This is a genomic window from Flavobacterium frigidum, assembly GCF_048286795.2.
Genome location: NZ_JBLVPT020000005.1, coordinates 71943 through 88238, shown reverse-complemented (window position 1 = coordinate 88238; position 16296 = coordinate 71943). Strand labels below are relative to the sequence as shown.

The 16296-nt window shown below is 32.8% G+C and carries 20 protein-coding genes; 10 read left to right on the top strand and 10 right to left on the bottom strand.

The features are described 5' to 3' along the window. Positions 1-61 precede the first annotated feature (61 nt). The 3 genes from rplI to rpsF form a co-directional block, all read right to left on the bottom strand. Positions 62-502: a 50S ribosomal protein L9 gene (gene rplI, locus ACNQGB_RS07730; RefSeq protein ID WP_309757156.1), complete on the bottom strand. Its 441-nt coding sequence runs from the start codon at positions 500-502 to the stop codon at positions 62-64. A 159-nt stretch (positions 503-661) separates the two neighbouring features. After that, a complete protein-coding gene (rpsR, locus tag ACNQGB_RS07725) occupies positions 662-958 on the bottom strand; it encodes a 30S ribosomal protein S18 (protein WP_066077030.1) in 297 nt (98 codons plus the stop codon). A 5-nt stretch (positions 959-963) separates the two neighbouring features. After that, a complete protein-coding gene (rpsF, locus tag ACNQGB_RS07720; protein WP_035671622.1) occupies positions 964-1305 on the bottom strand; it encodes a 30S ribosomal protein S6 in 342 nt (113 codons plus the stop codon). 163 nt (positions 1306-1468) lie between these two features. Between rpsF and ACNQGB_RS07715 the strand changes: the two genes are divergently transcribed. After that, entirely contained in the window at positions 1469-2164 is a 696-nt protein-coding gene (locus ACNQGB_RS07715) for a LytR/AlgR family response regulator transcription factor (protein WP_309757176.1), read from the top strand. 9 nt (positions 2165-2173) lie between these two features. Here ACNQGB_RS07715 and priA read toward each other — a convergent pair whose 3' ends face one another. The 4 genes from priA to nadC form a co-directional block, all read right to left on the bottom strand. Then, a complete protein-coding gene (gene priA, locus ACNQGB_RS07710; protein ID WP_417943321.1) occupies positions 2174-4654 on the bottom strand; it encodes a replication restart helicase PriA in 2481 nt (826 codons plus the stop codon). A gap of 70 nt (positions 4655-4724) precedes the next feature. Next, a complete protein-coding gene (locus ACNQGB_RS07705; protein ID WP_417943323.1) occupies positions 4725-5153 on the bottom strand; it encodes a DUF2147 domain-containing protein in 429 nt (142 codons plus the stop codon). Between the two features lie 135 nt (positions 5154-5288). Next, entirely contained in the window at positions 5289-6197 is a 909-nt protein-coding gene (locus ACNQGB_RS07700) for a YihY/virulence factor BrkB family protein (RefSeq protein WP_417943325.1), read from the bottom strand. Next, on the bottom strand, positions 6194-7051 hold the full coding sequence (gene nadC / locus ACNQGB_RS07695) for a carboxylating nicotinate-nucleotide diphosphorylase (RefSeq protein ID WP_417943327.1): 858 nt from the start codon (positions 7049-7051) through the stop codon (positions 6194-6196). The genes ACNQGB_RS07700 and nadC overlap by 4 nt, the downstream gene beginning before the upstream one ends. Before the next feature lie 253 nt (positions 7052-7304). On the opposite strand from nadC, the gene ACNQGB_RS07690 reads away from it, so the two are divergent. The 3 genes from ACNQGB_RS07690 to rlmH all read left to right on the top strand — a co-directional run bounded on the left by ACNQGB_RS07690 (position 7305) and on the right by rlmH (position 8854). Further along, the gene (locus ACNQGB_RS07690; protein ID WP_472777097.1) at positions 7305-7790 is read left to right on the top strand and encodes a hypothetical protein; all 486 of its coding nucleotides are present in this window, start codon (positions 7305-7307) and stop codon (positions 7788-7790) included. Between the two features lie 20 nt (positions 7791-7810). Then, positions 7811-8302 (top strand): CIA30 family protein, encoded by a 492-nt coding sequence (locus tag ACNQGB_RS07685; protein WP_417943329.1) that lies wholly within the window; start codon positions 7811-7813, stop codon positions 8300-8302. 78 nt (positions 8303-8380) lie between these two features. Next, a complete protein-coding gene (gene rlmH, locus ACNQGB_RS07680; RefSeq protein ID WP_417943331.1) occupies positions 8381-8854 on the top strand; it encodes a 23S rRNA (pseudouridine(1915)-N(3))-methyltransferase RlmH in 474 nt (157 codons plus the stop codon). Positions 8855-8918: 64 nt separating this feature from the next. Here rlmH and ACNQGB_RS07675 read toward each other — a convergent pair whose 3' ends face one another. Both ACNQGB_RS07675 and folP read right to left on the bottom strand, forming a co-directional pair. After that, positions 8919-9548 carry a hypothetical protein gene (locus ACNQGB_RS07675; protein ID WP_417943332.1) on the bottom strand — a complete coding sequence of 210 codons (630 nt, stop codon included), beginning with the start codon at positions 9546-9548 and terminating at the stop codon, positions 8919-8921. 2 nt (positions 9549-9550) lie between these two features. Next, positions 9551-10375: a dihydropteroate synthase gene (folP, locus tag ACNQGB_RS07670; protein ID WP_417943333.1), complete on the bottom strand. Its 825-nt coding sequence runs from the start codon at positions 10373-10375 to the stop codon at positions 9551-9553. An 88-nt stretch (positions 10376-10463) separates the two neighbouring features. Between folP and ACNQGB_RS07665 the strand changes: the two genes are divergently transcribed. The 4 genes from ACNQGB_RS07665 to tpiA all read left to right on the top strand — a co-directional run bounded on the left by ACNQGB_RS07665 (position 10464) and on the right by tpiA (position 13667). Next, a complete protein-coding gene (locus ACNQGB_RS07665; RefSeq protein WP_417943334.1) occupies positions 10464-11009 on the top strand; it encodes a DUF1599 domain-containing protein in 546 nt (181 codons plus the stop codon). 18 nt (positions 11010-11027) lie between these two features. Then, entirely contained in the window at positions 11028-12128 is a 1101-nt protein-coding gene (locus tag ACNQGB_RS07660) for a BT_3928 family protein (protein ID WP_417943335.1), read from the top strand. A gap of 234 nt (positions 12129-12362) precedes the next feature. Beyond that, positions 12363-12860 (top strand): TlpA family protein disulfide reductase, encoded by a 498-nt coding sequence (locus tag ACNQGB_RS07655; protein WP_417943336.1) that lies wholly within the window; start codon positions 12363-12365, stop codon positions 12858-12860. A 54-nt stretch (positions 12861-12914) separates the two neighbouring features. Continuing rightward, positions 12915-13667 (top strand): triose-phosphate isomerase, encoded by a 753-nt coding sequence (tpiA, locus tag ACNQGB_RS07650; protein ID WP_309757197.1) that lies wholly within the window; start codon positions 12915-12917, stop codon positions 13665-13667. A 54-nt stretch (positions 13668-13721) separates the two neighbouring features. Here the strand turns inward: tpiA and ACNQGB_RS07645 are convergent, their stop codons facing one another. Beyond that, positions 13722-14945 (bottom strand): porin, encoded by a 1224-nt coding sequence (locus ACNQGB_RS07645; RefSeq protein ID WP_417943337.1) that lies wholly within the window; start codon positions 14943-14945, stop codon positions 13722-13724. Positions 14946-15040: 95 nt separating this feature from the next. Here ACNQGB_RS07645 and prmA point away from each other — a divergent pair, with 95 nt between their 5' ends. Continuing rightward, a complete protein-coding gene (prmA, locus tag ACNQGB_RS07640) occupies positions 15041-15901 on the top strand; it encodes a 50S ribosomal protein L11 methyltransferase (RefSeq protein ID WP_417943338.1) in 861 nt (286 codons plus the stop codon). 44 nt (positions 15902-15945) lie between these two features. Then, positions 15946-16221 (top strand): ATP-dependent Clp protease adaptor ClpS, encoded by a 276-nt coding sequence (locus ACNQGB_RS07635; protein ID WP_417943339.1) that lies wholly within the window; start codon positions 15946-15948, stop codon positions 16219-16221. The last annotated feature ends 75 nt before the right edge of the window (positions 16222-16296 follow it).

The following is a 16296-nucleotide window of genomic DNA, read 5'->3' as shown; positions in this document are numbered from 1 at the left end:
CAAAAAAAAATCACTCCGAGGAGTGATTTTAATATTTTATTAACAGAAAGTTAATGTTTTTTTATTTTTCTGCAACAATTTCATAATCTAATTCAACGATAACATCTCTGTGCAAACGAACACTAGCAGTATATTTACCAGTACGTTTAACGATTCCGCTAGTTATGAATTTTCTATCAATGCTTTGACCACCTTTAGCTAGAGCTTCTGCGATGTCTATATTGGTAATTGAACCAAATAATTTTTCACCACCTGCTTTTGCAAAGATTTTAATTTCGATAGCTTTTAAAGCTTCTGCTAATGATTTTGCATCAGCAACTACTTTAGCCTCTTTATGCGCTCTTTGTTTTAGGTTTTCAGCTAATACTTTCTTTGCAGATGAAGTAGCTAAATGAGCAAAACCTTGTGGGATTAAAAAGTTACGACCGTATCCATTTTTCACAGAAACGATATCATCTTTAAATCCTAAATTTTGAACGTCTTGTCTTAAAATAAGTTCCATGTTGTTGTCCTTTGTTATAGAAGTTAGGTTTCATATGTTTAAATGTTACTTTTTATAGGTAACATATGTTATCGCTTTTAAAATTTTGTTTGTTTTACAACAAACCCTTTTTTTGAAAGCGATTTCATGTTTCAGAAAACCAACAACTGATTTTAATAATTATTTAAGTAAATCCGCCACATATGGCATTAAAGCTAAGTGACGTGCTCTTTTCACAGCAACTGAAACTTTTCTTTGGTATTTTAATGAAGTACCTGTTAAACGACGAGGAAGAATTTTTCCTTGCTCATTAACAAATTTCAATAAGAAATCAGCATCTTTATAATCAATATATTTGATTCCTGATTTTTTGAAACGACAATATTTCTTTTGTTTGTTTGTTTCTATGTTCAAAGGCGTAAGATATCTGATATCTCCGTCTTTTTTTCCTGAAGCCGATTGTTGTAATGTTGCCATGATAATTAAGCTTTTGTAGATTTTAATTTAGTTCTTCTTCTTTCAGCCCAAGAAATAGCGTGTTTGTCAAGACTTACAGTCAAGAAACGCATAACTCTTTCGTCACGTCTAAATTCAGTTTCAAAAGCAATAAGAACTTCTCCAGCTACTTTGAATTCGAAAAGGTGGTAAAAACCAGATTTTTTGTTTTGAATTTCGTAAGCCATTTTCTTTAGGCCCCAGTCTTCTTTCGACACCATTTCTGCTCCTCTACTAGTAAGAAAATCTTCAAATTTGCTTACTGTTTCCTTTACCTGAACTTCAGATAAAACGGGATTTAAAATGAAAACAGTTTCATAATGATTCATAAATATATATTTATTTGTTATTTGGGTGCAAAAGTAATCAATAAAACTTAGAAAACAAGTTTGATTTGATTTTATTCGATGTAAGGTAAAAAAATCCGCTTAATTGATGGTAGATATCCGAAAAAGTAATATATTTACTTAGTCAAAGCTAAAAATCAAATTTATGAAACTAAACTGTGTTGTAGTAGATGATAGTTCTATACAAAGAATGATTATCGCGAAGTTAGTAAATAATCATCAAAATCTGAATTTAATTGGTGATTTTTCAAATGCAATTGAAGCCAGGAGTTGTATGTCTATTCATAATGTAGATCTTATTTTCTTAGATATAGAGATGCCTGTTATTAGCGGTTTTGATTTCTTAGATGGACTCAAAGTTAAACCACAAATTGTTTTCATTACTTCAAAAGCAGAGTATGCGATGAAAGCTTTTGATTATGATGCCACGGATTACTTGCAAAAACCTATTGCAATCGATCGGTTCAACGCATCGGTGAAAAGAGCTATCGATTTGCATTTGTTAAAGAAAGAAAATAAAGAAGAAGAAGGCGAACATATTTTTATAAAAAGTAATCTAAAAAAGTTAAAAATATTCACTTCTAAAATAAAATGGATTGAAGCCTTTGGTGATTACGTTAGAGTTGTTACCGAAGAAGATAGCAATCTAGTACTTTCTACCATGAAAGCTTTTGAAAGCGATTTACCTAAGGAAAAATTTGTTCGTGTTCATAAATCATACATCATTAATATTGATAAAGTAGAACGATTTAATAGTAAGTTTGCTGAAATTGGGGTAACTAAAATTCCATTAAGCCGCCATAAAAAAGAAGATTTAGTAAAAGCACTTGCCGTTTCATAAGCATCGGTTTTAATAAAAATCTACATTTAACGCAACCTTTATAGCTCTGTATTGAGCTACCGCCTCAAAACTATTCAATATTTTTTGGATAGTTTTTTTTGTGGTTACTATCGATATATTTTGTGGTATTTTAATAATGATTGTTCGTATGTATTCATTCCTAATTCTGCTAATTGCTGGTTCTTCAGGTCCTAACACGGGCATATTTAAATTTTGACTTAATACTTTATATAACCACATTGAGCCTTCTTTTAATTTATCAAAATCACGTTGTTTCAAGGTGAGCTTTATAATCCTAAAATACGGAGGATATTTATAAATCTGGCGATCATACAGCTGCTCCTTATACATCCCTACATAATCCGTATTGGTCACTTGCTGAATGGTATTGTGGGCGGGATTATAGGTTTGAATCACTACTTTCCCCTGTTTAGCGGCGCGTCCTGCTCTGCCTGCAACTTGTGTCATCATTTGAAAACTTCTTTCAAATGCTCTAAAATCGGGATGGTACAACATATTATCTGCATTCATAATCCCAACCAAACTAACATTGTCAAAATCTAATCCCTTAGCGAGCATTTGGGTGCCTACTAAAACATCCATTTCCCTATTCTTAAAACTGTCGATAATTTTTTCGAAACCAAATTTACCTCGAGTTGTATCCTGATCCATCCTCCCAATTTTTGCGTTAGGGAAAATAGTGACCAGCTCCTGCTCTATTTGCTCCGTTCCAAAACCTTTTGTAGTCAAATCAACACTAGAACAAGCTTGGCAATGCGTAGGTTTAGCCATGGTAAATCCGCAATAATGACAACGCAATTGATTTTTATGTTTATGATACGTTAAACTTACATCGCATTGCTGGCATTGCGGCACGTGACCACAAGTAATGCATTCAATAATAGGTGAATAACCCCTTCGGTTTTGAAATAAAATCACTTGCTCTCCTAATGATAATGCAGTATTTATTGCTTCAATTAAAACATCACTAAAATGTCCTATCATTTTTTTACGAAAGTACTTGTCTTTTAAATCTACCAATTCAATTGTAGGCATCAATACGTTTCCAAAACGTTCCGTTATTTCTATTAGACCAAATTTATCTGTCTTTGCATTAAAATAGGTTTCAATACTTGGCGTAGCCGAACCCAAAAGTACTTTTGCTTGATGCGATTGCGCCAAAACAATAGCAGCGTCCCTTGCATGATACCGCGGTGCGGGATCGACTTGTTTAAAAGTTTGTTCGTGTTCCTCATCAACAATTATGAATCCGAGGTTGTAAAAAGGCAAAAATAATGACGACCTTGCTCCAATTACCACTTGAGCTTTCTCAGAATTGATCAGAACTTGGTTCCAAACTTCAACCCGTTCGTTGTTGCTGTATTTAGAATGAAAAACGGCTACTTTATTTCCAAAATAAGTTCGCAAACGACCAACTAACTGGGTCGTTAAAGCAATTTCTGGTAACAAATACAAGATTTGTTTTCCAGTTTGTAAATATTCTTGGATTAACTTAATATAAATTTCTGTTTTTCCGCTCGAAGTAACGCCATGCAATAAAGAAACATCTTTTTGAATAAAACTTGCTTTAATCCCTTCAAACGCTATTTGTTGAGCTGTGCTGAGTAGCAATTGATCTTCCCGAATTTTTCCGTTAAAATGCACTCGATCTTCTTGAATAAAATAATCTTCGAATATCTCTTTTTCAATTAATGCTTTAATAATGGCTGCAGAAGAATTAGCCGTTTCAAGAAGTTTTTTTACTGTAATTGGTTTAGCTCCGCTCCGTTCGGCTTCGACTCTGGTCTTTTCGACAGCAATTAATTGAAAATAGTGTAGTACAATTTCTTTTTGTTTATTGGCATTTTTGAGTAACTCTAACAAATCACCTAATCCTGCATTTGATTCATATTTAGAATGCAAACGAATATAACGTACTACTTTCGGTTTATACGTTTCTTGCATTTCTTCTTGTAAAACAACTAAATTTTTATCGATTAATTTTTGGATGACAGGAAAGATATTCTTCTTGTTCAAAATAGAAATAATATCCAGAACTTTTAGAGCACTTTGCTGTTGCAGAGCTTCGTAAACTAAAAATTCATCATCAGAAAGCAGACTAGTATCTGCAATAGTATTCGTTTTTTGAGAAATTACCGTTTCACTTTCCAGCAAAAGCGCACTCGGCATAGCTCCTCGATACACGTCGCCAATGGAACACATATAATAGGAAGCAATCCATTTCCAATGTGCAATTTGAATTTCAGTAACGATTGGTTGTTCCTCTAAAATTTGATGAATTTCCTTGGCATCGTACAAAGCGGGTTTGTTTAGATGTATATCAATTACTAATGCCGTATAGATTTTACTTTTACCAAAAGGAACTGCTAGCCGCATTCCAATTTTTATAAAATGAAATTCTGCTTCAGAGACGCTATAAGTAAAGGTTTTAGCTAGTGAAAGTGGTAAAATTACATCAACGAAATGCATTTGTACTTTAGTATTGGTTATAAATTTCTAGTAGTTATAATGCTTTGCATCAATACCTCAATACTTATAATTATTTTACTCTATTCCAGATTTGTGTTCTACCAAATAATGACACGCCAATATAACCGCGGACTTTTAATTTGTCATGTCCTTCAAGCGCTAGAAAACATTTGTATAGTTTTCCTGTTGTTGGATCTAAAATTTTTCCATCGTTGTACTCTTTACCGTCTTTTTTGAGTCCTTTGATAATAACGAGTCCCATTACTGGTTTGTTTTTTTCCTCGCCAGAGCATGCAGTACATAAACTTTTTCTCTTTTCGGCATCTACAATATCTACAATTTTGCCATAGATTTTACCAGAACGCTCGTAAATTTGCACAACTGATTTTGCTTTGCCCGTTTCATCATCAATGGTCTTCCATTTACCAATAACACTGTGGCTTTGCGCATAAAAAGCCATAGAAATAAATAAAGCGAGAATTGTAATAGTGTTTTTCATTTTTTAATTTTTAGCCCTGATTCTAGTAAAAATATTTTTCTCTGTTACTCTAAAGGGAAATCAGATTTAAAAGTATTCTTATGTCGGGATCAGGAAATAGCATCTTATTATGAAGCCTTTTTTAATTTTAATAATTTATTCATTTTTAACCTTTAACTTATTTACTGTTGCATTCAATTCAAAACCCAAAAGTAAAATCATACAATTGATCCAAATGTAAAACATCAAAATCAATAATGTACCTATCGAACCATATAATTCATTGTATTTTGAAAATTTTATAACCCATATCCCAAAAGCATACGAATCTAAAAGTATCAATATAGTTGTAAAGACCGAACCTATTGATATAAATGCTCTGTTTTTATCGTGTTTTGTGCCAAACTTGAACAATACAGATGTAGTTATTAAAATCATCAAAATAACAAATGCATAACGTCCTAATACAATTAGTTGCACTTGATCACTAAACACTGTTTTTTGTATAAGTACTTCAAAAACAACAATTATCGATACTGTAACTATCAGTAAAAGTGACAATAATAAGGACATTCCTAATGCTACTATATACTGACGAATAAAACCTCTTTTAATTATAACGTGCCTAGAGGTTTCAAAACCACCTAAAATTCCGTTTAATCCATTTGCCATCAAAAATATAGACAATATAAACCCAGAAGATAACAAACCAGAATCACTATTGTTTAGAATATCACTAATGATTTTATAAATTGCATCATATGTATTGGGAGGAACGCCATCTTTTACAAACAACAAAAAATCTTCCTGAAAACCTTCAATAGGTATAAATGGAATGAGATTTAAAATAAATAATGCAAAGGGAAATAAGGCCATAAAAAAGCTAAATGCAATAGCACTAGCATGATACGTTAAAGCGCTTTCTACAATTCCAAGTCCGTACAGTTCCAACAAATCATACAATGATAAACCTTGCAACCATGGAAGCTCAACTTTTTTTAGCACATTTACTAAATTCCGAATTATTGGAATTCTTTGCAATTTAATCTCTATTTCTGTACTCATATCGCTTTTAAACTCAAATCCAAGTTATAGACAGAGTGTGTTAAAGCTCCTGAAGAAATATAATCTACACCACATTCTGCATAATGACGAATGGTATTTTCATTAATATTTCCAGAAGATTCAGTCAGGCACTTATCGCCTATCAAAGCTACTGCTTTTTTAGTATCTTCAAAATTAAAATTATCAATTAAAATTCTAAAAACGCCTTCATTTTCTAATATTTCGGCTATTTCATCGAGATTTCTTGCTTCGACTATGACTTTTAAATCGAGGTTATTTGCTTTTAAAAAAGCTTTAGTTTTGGTAATGGCCAACGTTATACCTCCGGCAAAATCATTGTGATTGTCTTTAAGCATAATCATGTCATACAAAGCAAACCGGTGATTTTCACCACCACCAATTTTTACTGCCCATTTTTCACAAGCTCTAAATCCCGGTGTAGTTTTGCGTGTATCAAGAATTTTAGCTTTAGTTCCTTCTAACAATCGAACATATTCTTTCGTTTTAGTAGCTATTGCAGACATTCTTTGCATGGAATTAAGAACGACCCGTTCTGCTTTCAAGATAGATTGGGAACTTCCAGAAACATGAAAAACGACATCTCCTTTTTGAACCAAACTCCCGTCCTCAATAAAAATTTCTATTTTCAAAGTAGGGTCAACGAATTCAAAGATCATTTTAGCAAAAGCCACACCTGCAATAATACCATTCTCCTTAACCAATAACTTCGCTTTCCCCTTTGCTGTCGATGGGATACAAGCCAAAGAACTAAAATCACCAGGACCTACATCTTCCCGAATGGCATTTTGTATCACTAGATTTAACTCATTTTTGAACTGTATATCGCTAATCATTTTATAAGAAATTTATAGAATGCTAAAGTATGATATATTTTGTGGATTTGAAAATAGGAATGCTTTGTTATTTTAAAAAAAGAGGGAATTCAATGACTTACAACAAAGAATCGTTTTTACAAGGAATGTTTAAAACTATTATTTTAAAACATATAATCAAATTCACTTTCTTCAGCTTTATAAAATCAATTATTCCTTAGAGTAGTTTATTAATTAAATCCTTATATTTGATTGTGAAACTAAAAAATAGAGCATGAAATCCTTTTTAACACTTCTTTTTGCGTCATCGATTGTATTAACCTCTTGTAAAAAAGAAACAGAGGCGCAAAATAGCGCAACACCAACAAACGTTGTTCCCTTTACTGAAGTTGGTAACCAAATGAAAAATGAAGCCATAGCAAATCAGGCACAACAACCAACAAACAAGATAAATTCAACAAATGTAATGCCCACAACTACTGCTACAGTATCAGATGGAAAAAATCCAGCACATGGACAACCATCACATCGTTGCGATATTCCCGTAGGCGCACCTTTAAATTCTCCACCAGCCACAACAACACCTAAACCTGCAGTACAACAACAACAACAACAAACACAATCAATAACGGTTCCTACCTTAGTCCCAACCGCACCTGCGGTTGCAACAACGCCAACTCCTGAGGGTATGAATCCGCCACATGGTCAAACGAACCACAGATGCGATATTGCTGTAGGTGCTCCTTTACCTAAATCATAAATTTATATAAAACCAATCTAATGTATCCTGTTGTCATCTTTGATTTTGATTTAAAAAGCAACCTACAAAACTGGAAAATCGTAAATGATTCTGTCATGGGAGGCATTTCCAAAAGTAAATTCTATCTGAATTCAGGCGGAGAGGGAGCTTTTGAAGGTGAGGTTTCGTTAGCAAATAACGGCGGTTTCTGTGCCGTAAAATATGTTCTTGAACCAATTGAATTAATAGGAACAACTCATTTTTCTATCCGCATCAAAGGCGATGGAACTACTTATCAATTTCGAGTGAAGTCTAATAAAAATGATTCCCATTCTTATGTTTTTCCCTTCAAGGCGGATACTAACTGGCAAACTATTAAAATTCCATTTTCAAAATTGTATCCAGTATTTAGAGGCAAAAATTTAGACTTACCAAATTTCGAAGGTACAATTGTATCAGAAATCACTTTCTTAATTGGCAACAAAAAAGAAGAATCTTTTGAATTACTAATTGATGCTATTGTTGTAGAATAAAAGAGAAACCCAAATATTTTTTTTCATTTAATAAAATGCTGAAATTCCATATATTTGTAATTCTGAAACACATCAAATATGAACATCAAATTGATTGCTATCGGTAAAACTGATAATAAATCCCTTCAATCATTGATTGATGATTATACCAAGCGTTTGTCGTTTTATATCAAATTTGATTTGGATATTATTCCCGATATCAAAAACGTAAAAAACTTATCTGAAAGTCAACAAAAAGAAAAAGAAGGCGAATTGATTTTAGCTAAAATCACGCCAACAGACCAATTGATTTTATTGGACGAAAACGGAAAAAATTTTTCTAGTGTAGGTTTTTCAGAAGAGTTACAAAAGAAAATGAACTCTGGAGTAAAGACTTTGGTTTTTGTTATTGGTGGTCCTTATGGTTTTTCGGATACCGTTTATTCTAAAGCACAAGGCAAAATATCATTGTCTTTAATGACGTTCTCCCATCAAATGGTGCGGTTGTTTTTTATCGAACAATTGTACCGCGGTTTCACAATTTTGAGAAACGAACCGTATCACCATCAGTAAAAGTGGTCAGTGGTCAGTTTTTAGTAATCATTAGTTGATAAATTAAAAGATACGTTTTAAAATTTTAGTAGATGAATTCTTTTGGAACTTCATCATTATAGGAATCAAATTTTCTAACTAAAATTTTAGTCTGAATATATTCTTCGTAAGACATATTTTTATCAAAAACCAAGAATATAATAGGCTGAACTATATGAGCTATACTATAAACATAATTCACTAGTTCACTCTTTTGAATCACTTTATCACCAACTTTCACTAAATCATTTCTTTTTTCAAATCTAATAATCATATTACAAGCCGCAGGTTCTCCAATTGTATAAAACACATTAGTAAAAGGGATAAAAGCTAGGTTTTTACCAATCGTATCGGCGTAGGAATAATAGTTTTCGGCTTTTTCATTTTTATGTGCTTTTTCTTCACGCTTTTTTTGTTGCAACTTCATAATTTCTGGAATAACAAGTCGCAACGGCAAACGCTTGTCTACATTCAGAATCCAATTAGTCGAAATAATACTATTTTTCCGGTTTACTTCGGCCAGCGTATCTTTTCCTTTTGTTCTAAAAAAAATATAGATTGGAGAGAGATCATCTACATTTTTGACAATTGTTACAGCGGCTTTTGGCAATAAAACATCTTCTTTATTTCCACAGCTAAACAAAGCAAAAAGAACAATCAGAGTATAATATTTCATTTTTACAAATTGATTTTATTAAATAATGTAACACACTCCATGGCTTCTTTTACATCGTGAACCCTCAAAATTTTGGCTCCTTTGGTCAATGCTAAAGTATTTAAAACCGTTGTTCCGTTTAACGCATTTTCAATAGAAGTATCTAGCGTTTTATAAATCATGGATTTTCTGGAGACTCCAATAAGAAGTGGAAGTTCGAGTATATTAAACAATTCCATTTTTTGAAAAACTTCGTAATTTTGAGCTATTGTTTTGGCAAAGCCAAAGCCCGGATCGATAATCAAATCATTAATTCCAAAACTTCTTGCCATAGCCACTTTCTCCGAAAAATAAAACAACATTTCTTTTACAATATCCTCATAATTTGTCAATGTTTGCATCGTTTGCGGATTGCCACGCATGTGCATCATAATATAAGGAACGTTATATTTTGCTATTATCTCAAACATTTTCTCATCTAGATTTCCGGCTGAAATATCGTTTATGATAGCTGCACCACTTTCAATAGAAGCTTTTGCCACTTCACTTCTAAAGGTGTCAATCGAAATTATGGTTTCGGGAAAATGTTTTAGGATTAAATTTACTACTGGAACAATTCTCGAAATTTCTTCTTGTTCCGATACAAATTCTGCATTTGGTTTGCTGGAATAGGCTCCAACATCTATGAAAGTAGCGCCATCGAGCAGCATTTTTTCTACTTGAGATAGAATTTCAGTTTCATTTTTATATTTACCACCATCAAAAAAAGAGTTGGGTGTTACATTCAAAATACCCATTATTTTTGGGGTAACAAGATCAACAAGTATACCTTTGCAGTTAATCGTCATTCGTTTACAGTTTTAAATACATCAAGAATCTACATTAAAAAAAATTATCTTATTTTTGAAAAAATTTGAATACAAATATACACCAATAATGAAGAATACTTCAAAAGAATACGATTCAGTAATTGCGACTTGTCGTGCACTGTTTATTAATAAAATGAAAGATTACGGATGTGCTTGGCGTATTTTAAGACTGCCTTCCTTGACGGATCAAATCTATATCAAAGCACAAAGAATTAGAAGCTTACAAGAAAACGAGGTTCGTAAAATTGATGAAGATGAAACGGGCGAATTCATAGGGATTATTAATTATTCGATTATGGCTTTGATACAATTGGAACTTGGAGTTGTAGATCAACCTGATTTAGAGGTGGCGAAAGCAACTGAATTATACGATGCCAAAGTCAAACTGACCAAAGATTTAATGGAAGATAAAAATCATGATTATGGAGAAGCTTGGCGCGAAATGCGTGTAAGTTCACTAACTGATTTGATTTTACAAAAACTACTTCGTGTTAAACAAATTGAAGACAATAAAGGAAAAACTCTCGTCTCTGAAGGAATCGATGCTAATTATCAAGACATGATTAATTATTCAATTTTCGCATTGATTCTAATGGGTTTTGGAACTAAATAAAAAAAGCAATAACGCATTATGAAAAATATAAGTACTCAATTTTCTAGAATTTTCGTTGGAATCCTATTCATTATCTCAGGATTAATTAAACTAAATGACCCAATCGGGTTTTCCTATAAACTGGCCGAATATTTCAGTGAACCCGTTTTCAACATGCCGATTTTTGTACCCTTTGCACTCGGGACAGCCTTATTTCTGGTAATTCTTGAAGTGGTTCTGGGTATTATGTTACTCATTGGTTACAAAACTAAATTCACGATTTGGAGTTTATTAGTCCTGATTGTATTGTTTACTTTCCTAACCTTTTACTCTGCTTATTTTAATGTGGTAAAAGATTGTGGTTGTTTTGGTGATGCTTTAAAACTGACACCTTGGCAATCGTTTACCAAGGACATCGTTTTACTTTTCTTTATTTTAATCTTGTTTTTCAATCAAAAGTTGGTACAACCATTGTTTACCAATAATGTACAAAACATAGTTATTTATGCCAGTATCGTTTTGTCCTCTCTGATGGGCGTTTGGGTTTTAAATCATTTGCCGTTAATAGATTTTAGACCGTACAAAGTGGGGAATAATATTCAAAAAGGAATGCGAATTCCTGACGGAGCAGAAAAATCAGTGGTAGAAATGGTCTTTATTTACAAAGTTGGTGGTGTCGATAAAGAATTTACTGAAAAAGACTTGATGGCAATTCCAGAAGGGGCTGTTTTCGTTGACCGAAAAGACAAAGTAATCACAGAAGGGTACGTTCCTCCTATTCATGATTTTACAATGGAAAAAGACGGTTCTGACTTTAAAGAGGAATTTCTTGAGGCTCCAAAAGTCTTATTGATCACCGCTTATGATTTAGCGCATGCTGATCAAAATGGAATGGCAAAATTAGAGCAACTAAATAAAGATGCTACAGCCAAAGGATACAAGGTGGTTGGAATGACTGCCTCTTCACCAGAAGAAATAGCTGCTGCAAAAAAACAATTCGGATTGACATTTGACTTCTATTTTTGCGATGCTATAACTGTAAAAACAATCGAAAGAGCCAATCCAAGTCTTGTTTTACTCGAAAAAGGAACTATAGTACAAAAAGTACATCATAACGATAGCGCTGATTTAAAATTTTAAAAAAATAGACTTTCAAAATTTAAAGTCGTAAAGTCTCTTTTTTGAAACTTTACGACTTTTGATTTGTATAAATAGCAAGATACTTTCAACACAGAACCAGAGAATCAAAATCATTACAGTATTAACAAACTATAACGATATCGCTTTATCATTTTCAAATAATGTTTTCAAAATTTCTTGTTCTTTATATAGCATTCAAATTGTTTGTTTAACTTTGTTAAAAACATATCTAAAATGAAAAGAATAATAGCTCTACTGGTTGCATTTGCAACATTTTCCTGCACTTCGAATGCACAAAAAACAGAATTCTCCAAAAAAGCGCTTTCGACAACATTATTAGCTACTGATGGAAGCCAAGTTTCATTCAAAAATATTTTAAAAAAATACAAAGGAAAAACTTTGGTTATTGAAGTTTGGGCATCTTGGTGCGGCGATTGTGTAAAAGCAATGCCAAAACTTAAGGATTTACAAGCGAACAACCCTAACGTATCCTACCTATTTCTTTCTATGGACAAAACGGCAGATAAATGGAAAGCAGGTATTGAAAAACACGAATTAAAAGGAGATCATTTTATGGCCAATGATCAAATGAAAGGTGTATTTGCAAAAGCTATAGATGTAGATTGGATTCCAAGATACATTATCGTAGATAAAAATGGTAAAATTGTCTTGTACCGCGCCATTGAAACTGATTTTGACAAGATTAATGAAACTTTGAAAAAACTACAATAACAGGTATAAAAAACAATATTTAAAATATAAAATATTAAATTAAAGATCACTACAATGAGAAAGAAGATTGTTGCTGGAAACTGGAAAATGCATAAAAATTCGGAGCAAACTGAAGATTTGTTAAATGAATTAATTGCAAAAATACCTACGGATACTAAAGCCCAAGTTATTGTTGCTCCTACCTTTGTGAATTTAGCCTCTGCTGTTGATCATTTAGAATTCACTACTATAGATGTAGCTGCACAGAACGTACATGAAGCGGAAAGTGGCGCCTTTACTGGCGAAATTTCTGCAGATATGTTAAAAAGTGTTGGAGTAGACATCGTAATTTTAGGACATTCAGAACGCAGAGCGATTTTTAATGAAACCGATGCTTTAATTGCTAATAAAGTAAATACAGCTTTAGAACATGACATGACAGTTATTTTTTGCTTTGGAGAAGAATTAAAAGACCGCCAATCAGAAAATCATTTTAATGTGGTAGAAAACCAATTGCGAGATGGATTGTTTCATATCGAATCAAAAGATTGGGAAAGTATTGTTTTGGCTTACGAGCCAGTTTGGGCAATTGGGACAGGAGAAACAGCTTCTCCGGAACAAGCACAGGAAATGCATGAATTCATCAGAGAAACCGTTCGAAAAGCTTTTGGAAGTGACATTGCTGAAAGCGTATCTATCCTTTACGGCGGAAGCGTAAAACCAGATAATGCAAAAGAAATATTCTCAAAACCAGATGTAGACGGTGGTCTTATTGGTGGTGCTGCACTAAAAGCAGACGATTTTGTAGCAATTGTAAATGCTATCTAAATTTCAAATTTAAACTTTATAAAAAAAGCGGTAATTTATTTTACCGCTTTTTTTTTAAATTCCTATTTCGACTTGAAAACGCAAATACCAATTGTTCTTTGTACTTCCATCAAAATAATTTAAAGTATCAAAAGTCAATTCACTTTGTAATTTAAAAGTATGTTCCCAAATATATTTGGTTACACCAACAGTATATTGTTTAGAATTTGGAGCCAAAGATCTAATATCCTCTCCAACTTTTTGAGTAGAATACCTACCGATAATTTCATAGTTTGAAGGAAAATTATAACTCAACTGATGGTCAAATCCATTCCCTACAAATGCATAATTTGATTGTGAGCTATCAATTGGATTTACCGTAACAGCATTGCTAGAAGTAGTTCTGGACATGTAACTCGACATGGCAGCCCAACCATTGTATTTTAGCATAGCATCCAGCATTATTGATTTCATAGTGCGGGCTTCGAATAAATCATTACCCAATTGCCCTTGCGTTCTTTTGGCATGATTATTTTGCTGAAAAGCTCCTGAGAGCATCAGTTTTGGCTTTTTTTCTCTTACAATATCTCCTTCAAAATAGGTCCCGTCCCTAGAGAAAGCGCCAAAAGGCAACAACTCTACTTTTCCTGTAATTGCAACGCCAGCATCTGCATTTCCTGTAACATTACGACCTTCACCAGTTGAAATTGCAGTTTTGAAATTATAAGAAAATTTGTCTTTAAACTCGTTCATGTTATGCACTTGAAAACCAAAATCCCTATCTATTGTAAATCTGGTATTGTTAATCGAGCGATCCGTTAATTGAAGGCCTCCTGAAGAATTCACACGCTGGCGGTTTCCGGGTAATTTGGTTTGACCAAAACTGATATTCCAATGTTTATTAGGTCTGTAAAAAACTACTGCATCCCTAATAATATTGATATTTTCGCCTTCTCTAAACTCACCCACATCACCAGGAGCAAATGATAATTGGATCGCATACAATAGCTTTGGAGTTCCTACATATCCGTCTAATCGCAAACGAAGGCGTCTGATTTGTCCATCATAGCTGCCATCCTCGCCTTCATTCTCTAGATAAGTAACTCTGTTTTGCATTCGGAAACGAATATTTAATTGGTATAAACTGTCCGGAGACGTTATTCCAATTCCTTTACCAAAGCTATAATAAGGAAGTGCAGATAATTTTAAGTCATTATCTTGTTTATTTTGTTTTATAGTAACTTGAGCATTGCTACCAATACTAAGCAAAAAAACATAAAATAAAATGATTTTTTTCATTGTGAAATTGTATCTAAGTACTGCAAATGTAAAATAAAATTTGATTTATAAATGCGGTTTAAATAGTGATTGCTACCTTTGCAAAAAAAAGAAACATGTCAAACATTTATATAGGGTATCACTTTACTATCACTCCAAAAGGGACAAGCAATAGCGAAGAGGCAAAGCAATTAGGATCAGAAATACTAATTGCAGAATTAGGGGAAAAAGCATTTGAAAGTTTTACCGAAACGGAAACTGGAATTTCAGCTTTTGTACAAAAGGATTTATGGGATGAAACTATTTTAGAGGACATACATATTTTACAATCAGAAGAATTTAAGATTGATTATACATTCGAAGAAATCGAGCAAGTAAATTGGAACGAAGAATGGGAGAAGAATTTTGAGGCGATTGATGTAGATGGGAATTGTCATGTTCGCGCCCCTTTTCACCCTAAAACTGATGCCGAATTTGATATTGTTATCGAACCAAAAATGAGTTTTGGTACAGGACATCACGAGACAACTCATATGATGATTCAACATTTACTGGACATAGATGTTACTGGAATGAAAACACTAGATATGGGATGCGGAACTGCCATTTTAGCAATACTTGCCGAGATGAAAGGAGCAAAACCCATTGACGCAATTGATATTGATAATTGGTGTTATCTGAATTCAATTGAAAATGCACAACGCAATAATTGTAAACACATTACAGTTTATGAAGGTGAAGTAGCATTATTAAAAGGTAAAAAATACGATTTAATTATTGCTAACATCAATAGAAATATATTATTGAATGATATGCAAAGCTATGTAGATTGTCTCAACCCAAACGGAACATTACTTTTGAGTGGTTTCTACCAAGAAGACATTTCTTTTATTGATGCATCATGTATTGAAAAGGGTTTAACTTATGTTAAAAAACTGGAAAGAAACAATTGGGTATCTTTAAAATACGTAAATTAGTAATACAAATTTTCATTAACTACGAAAGTACAAAAACCTACAAAATGAGTACTAAAGAAAAAGTAAGAGAAAGAGTAAGTATTAAAGAAGCTATAAGTTTAGACAATGAAATAGTTGTTTACAACGATGATGTAAATACTTTTGATCATGTTATTGAAACTTTGATTCGCGTTTGTAATCACACCCCAGAGCAAGCAGAACAATGTTCTTTAATTGTTCATTATAATGGGAAGTGTACCGTAAAAACGGGTCCATACGATAAATTAAAACCACAATGCACCCAGTTATTAGAGGCTGGGATTAATGCCGAAATAATATAATACGATGTAGAATCTTCCTAAAACAAATCCATGTAAATAATTCAAAAACAACCTCTTTTATTCTATATTTGAGTA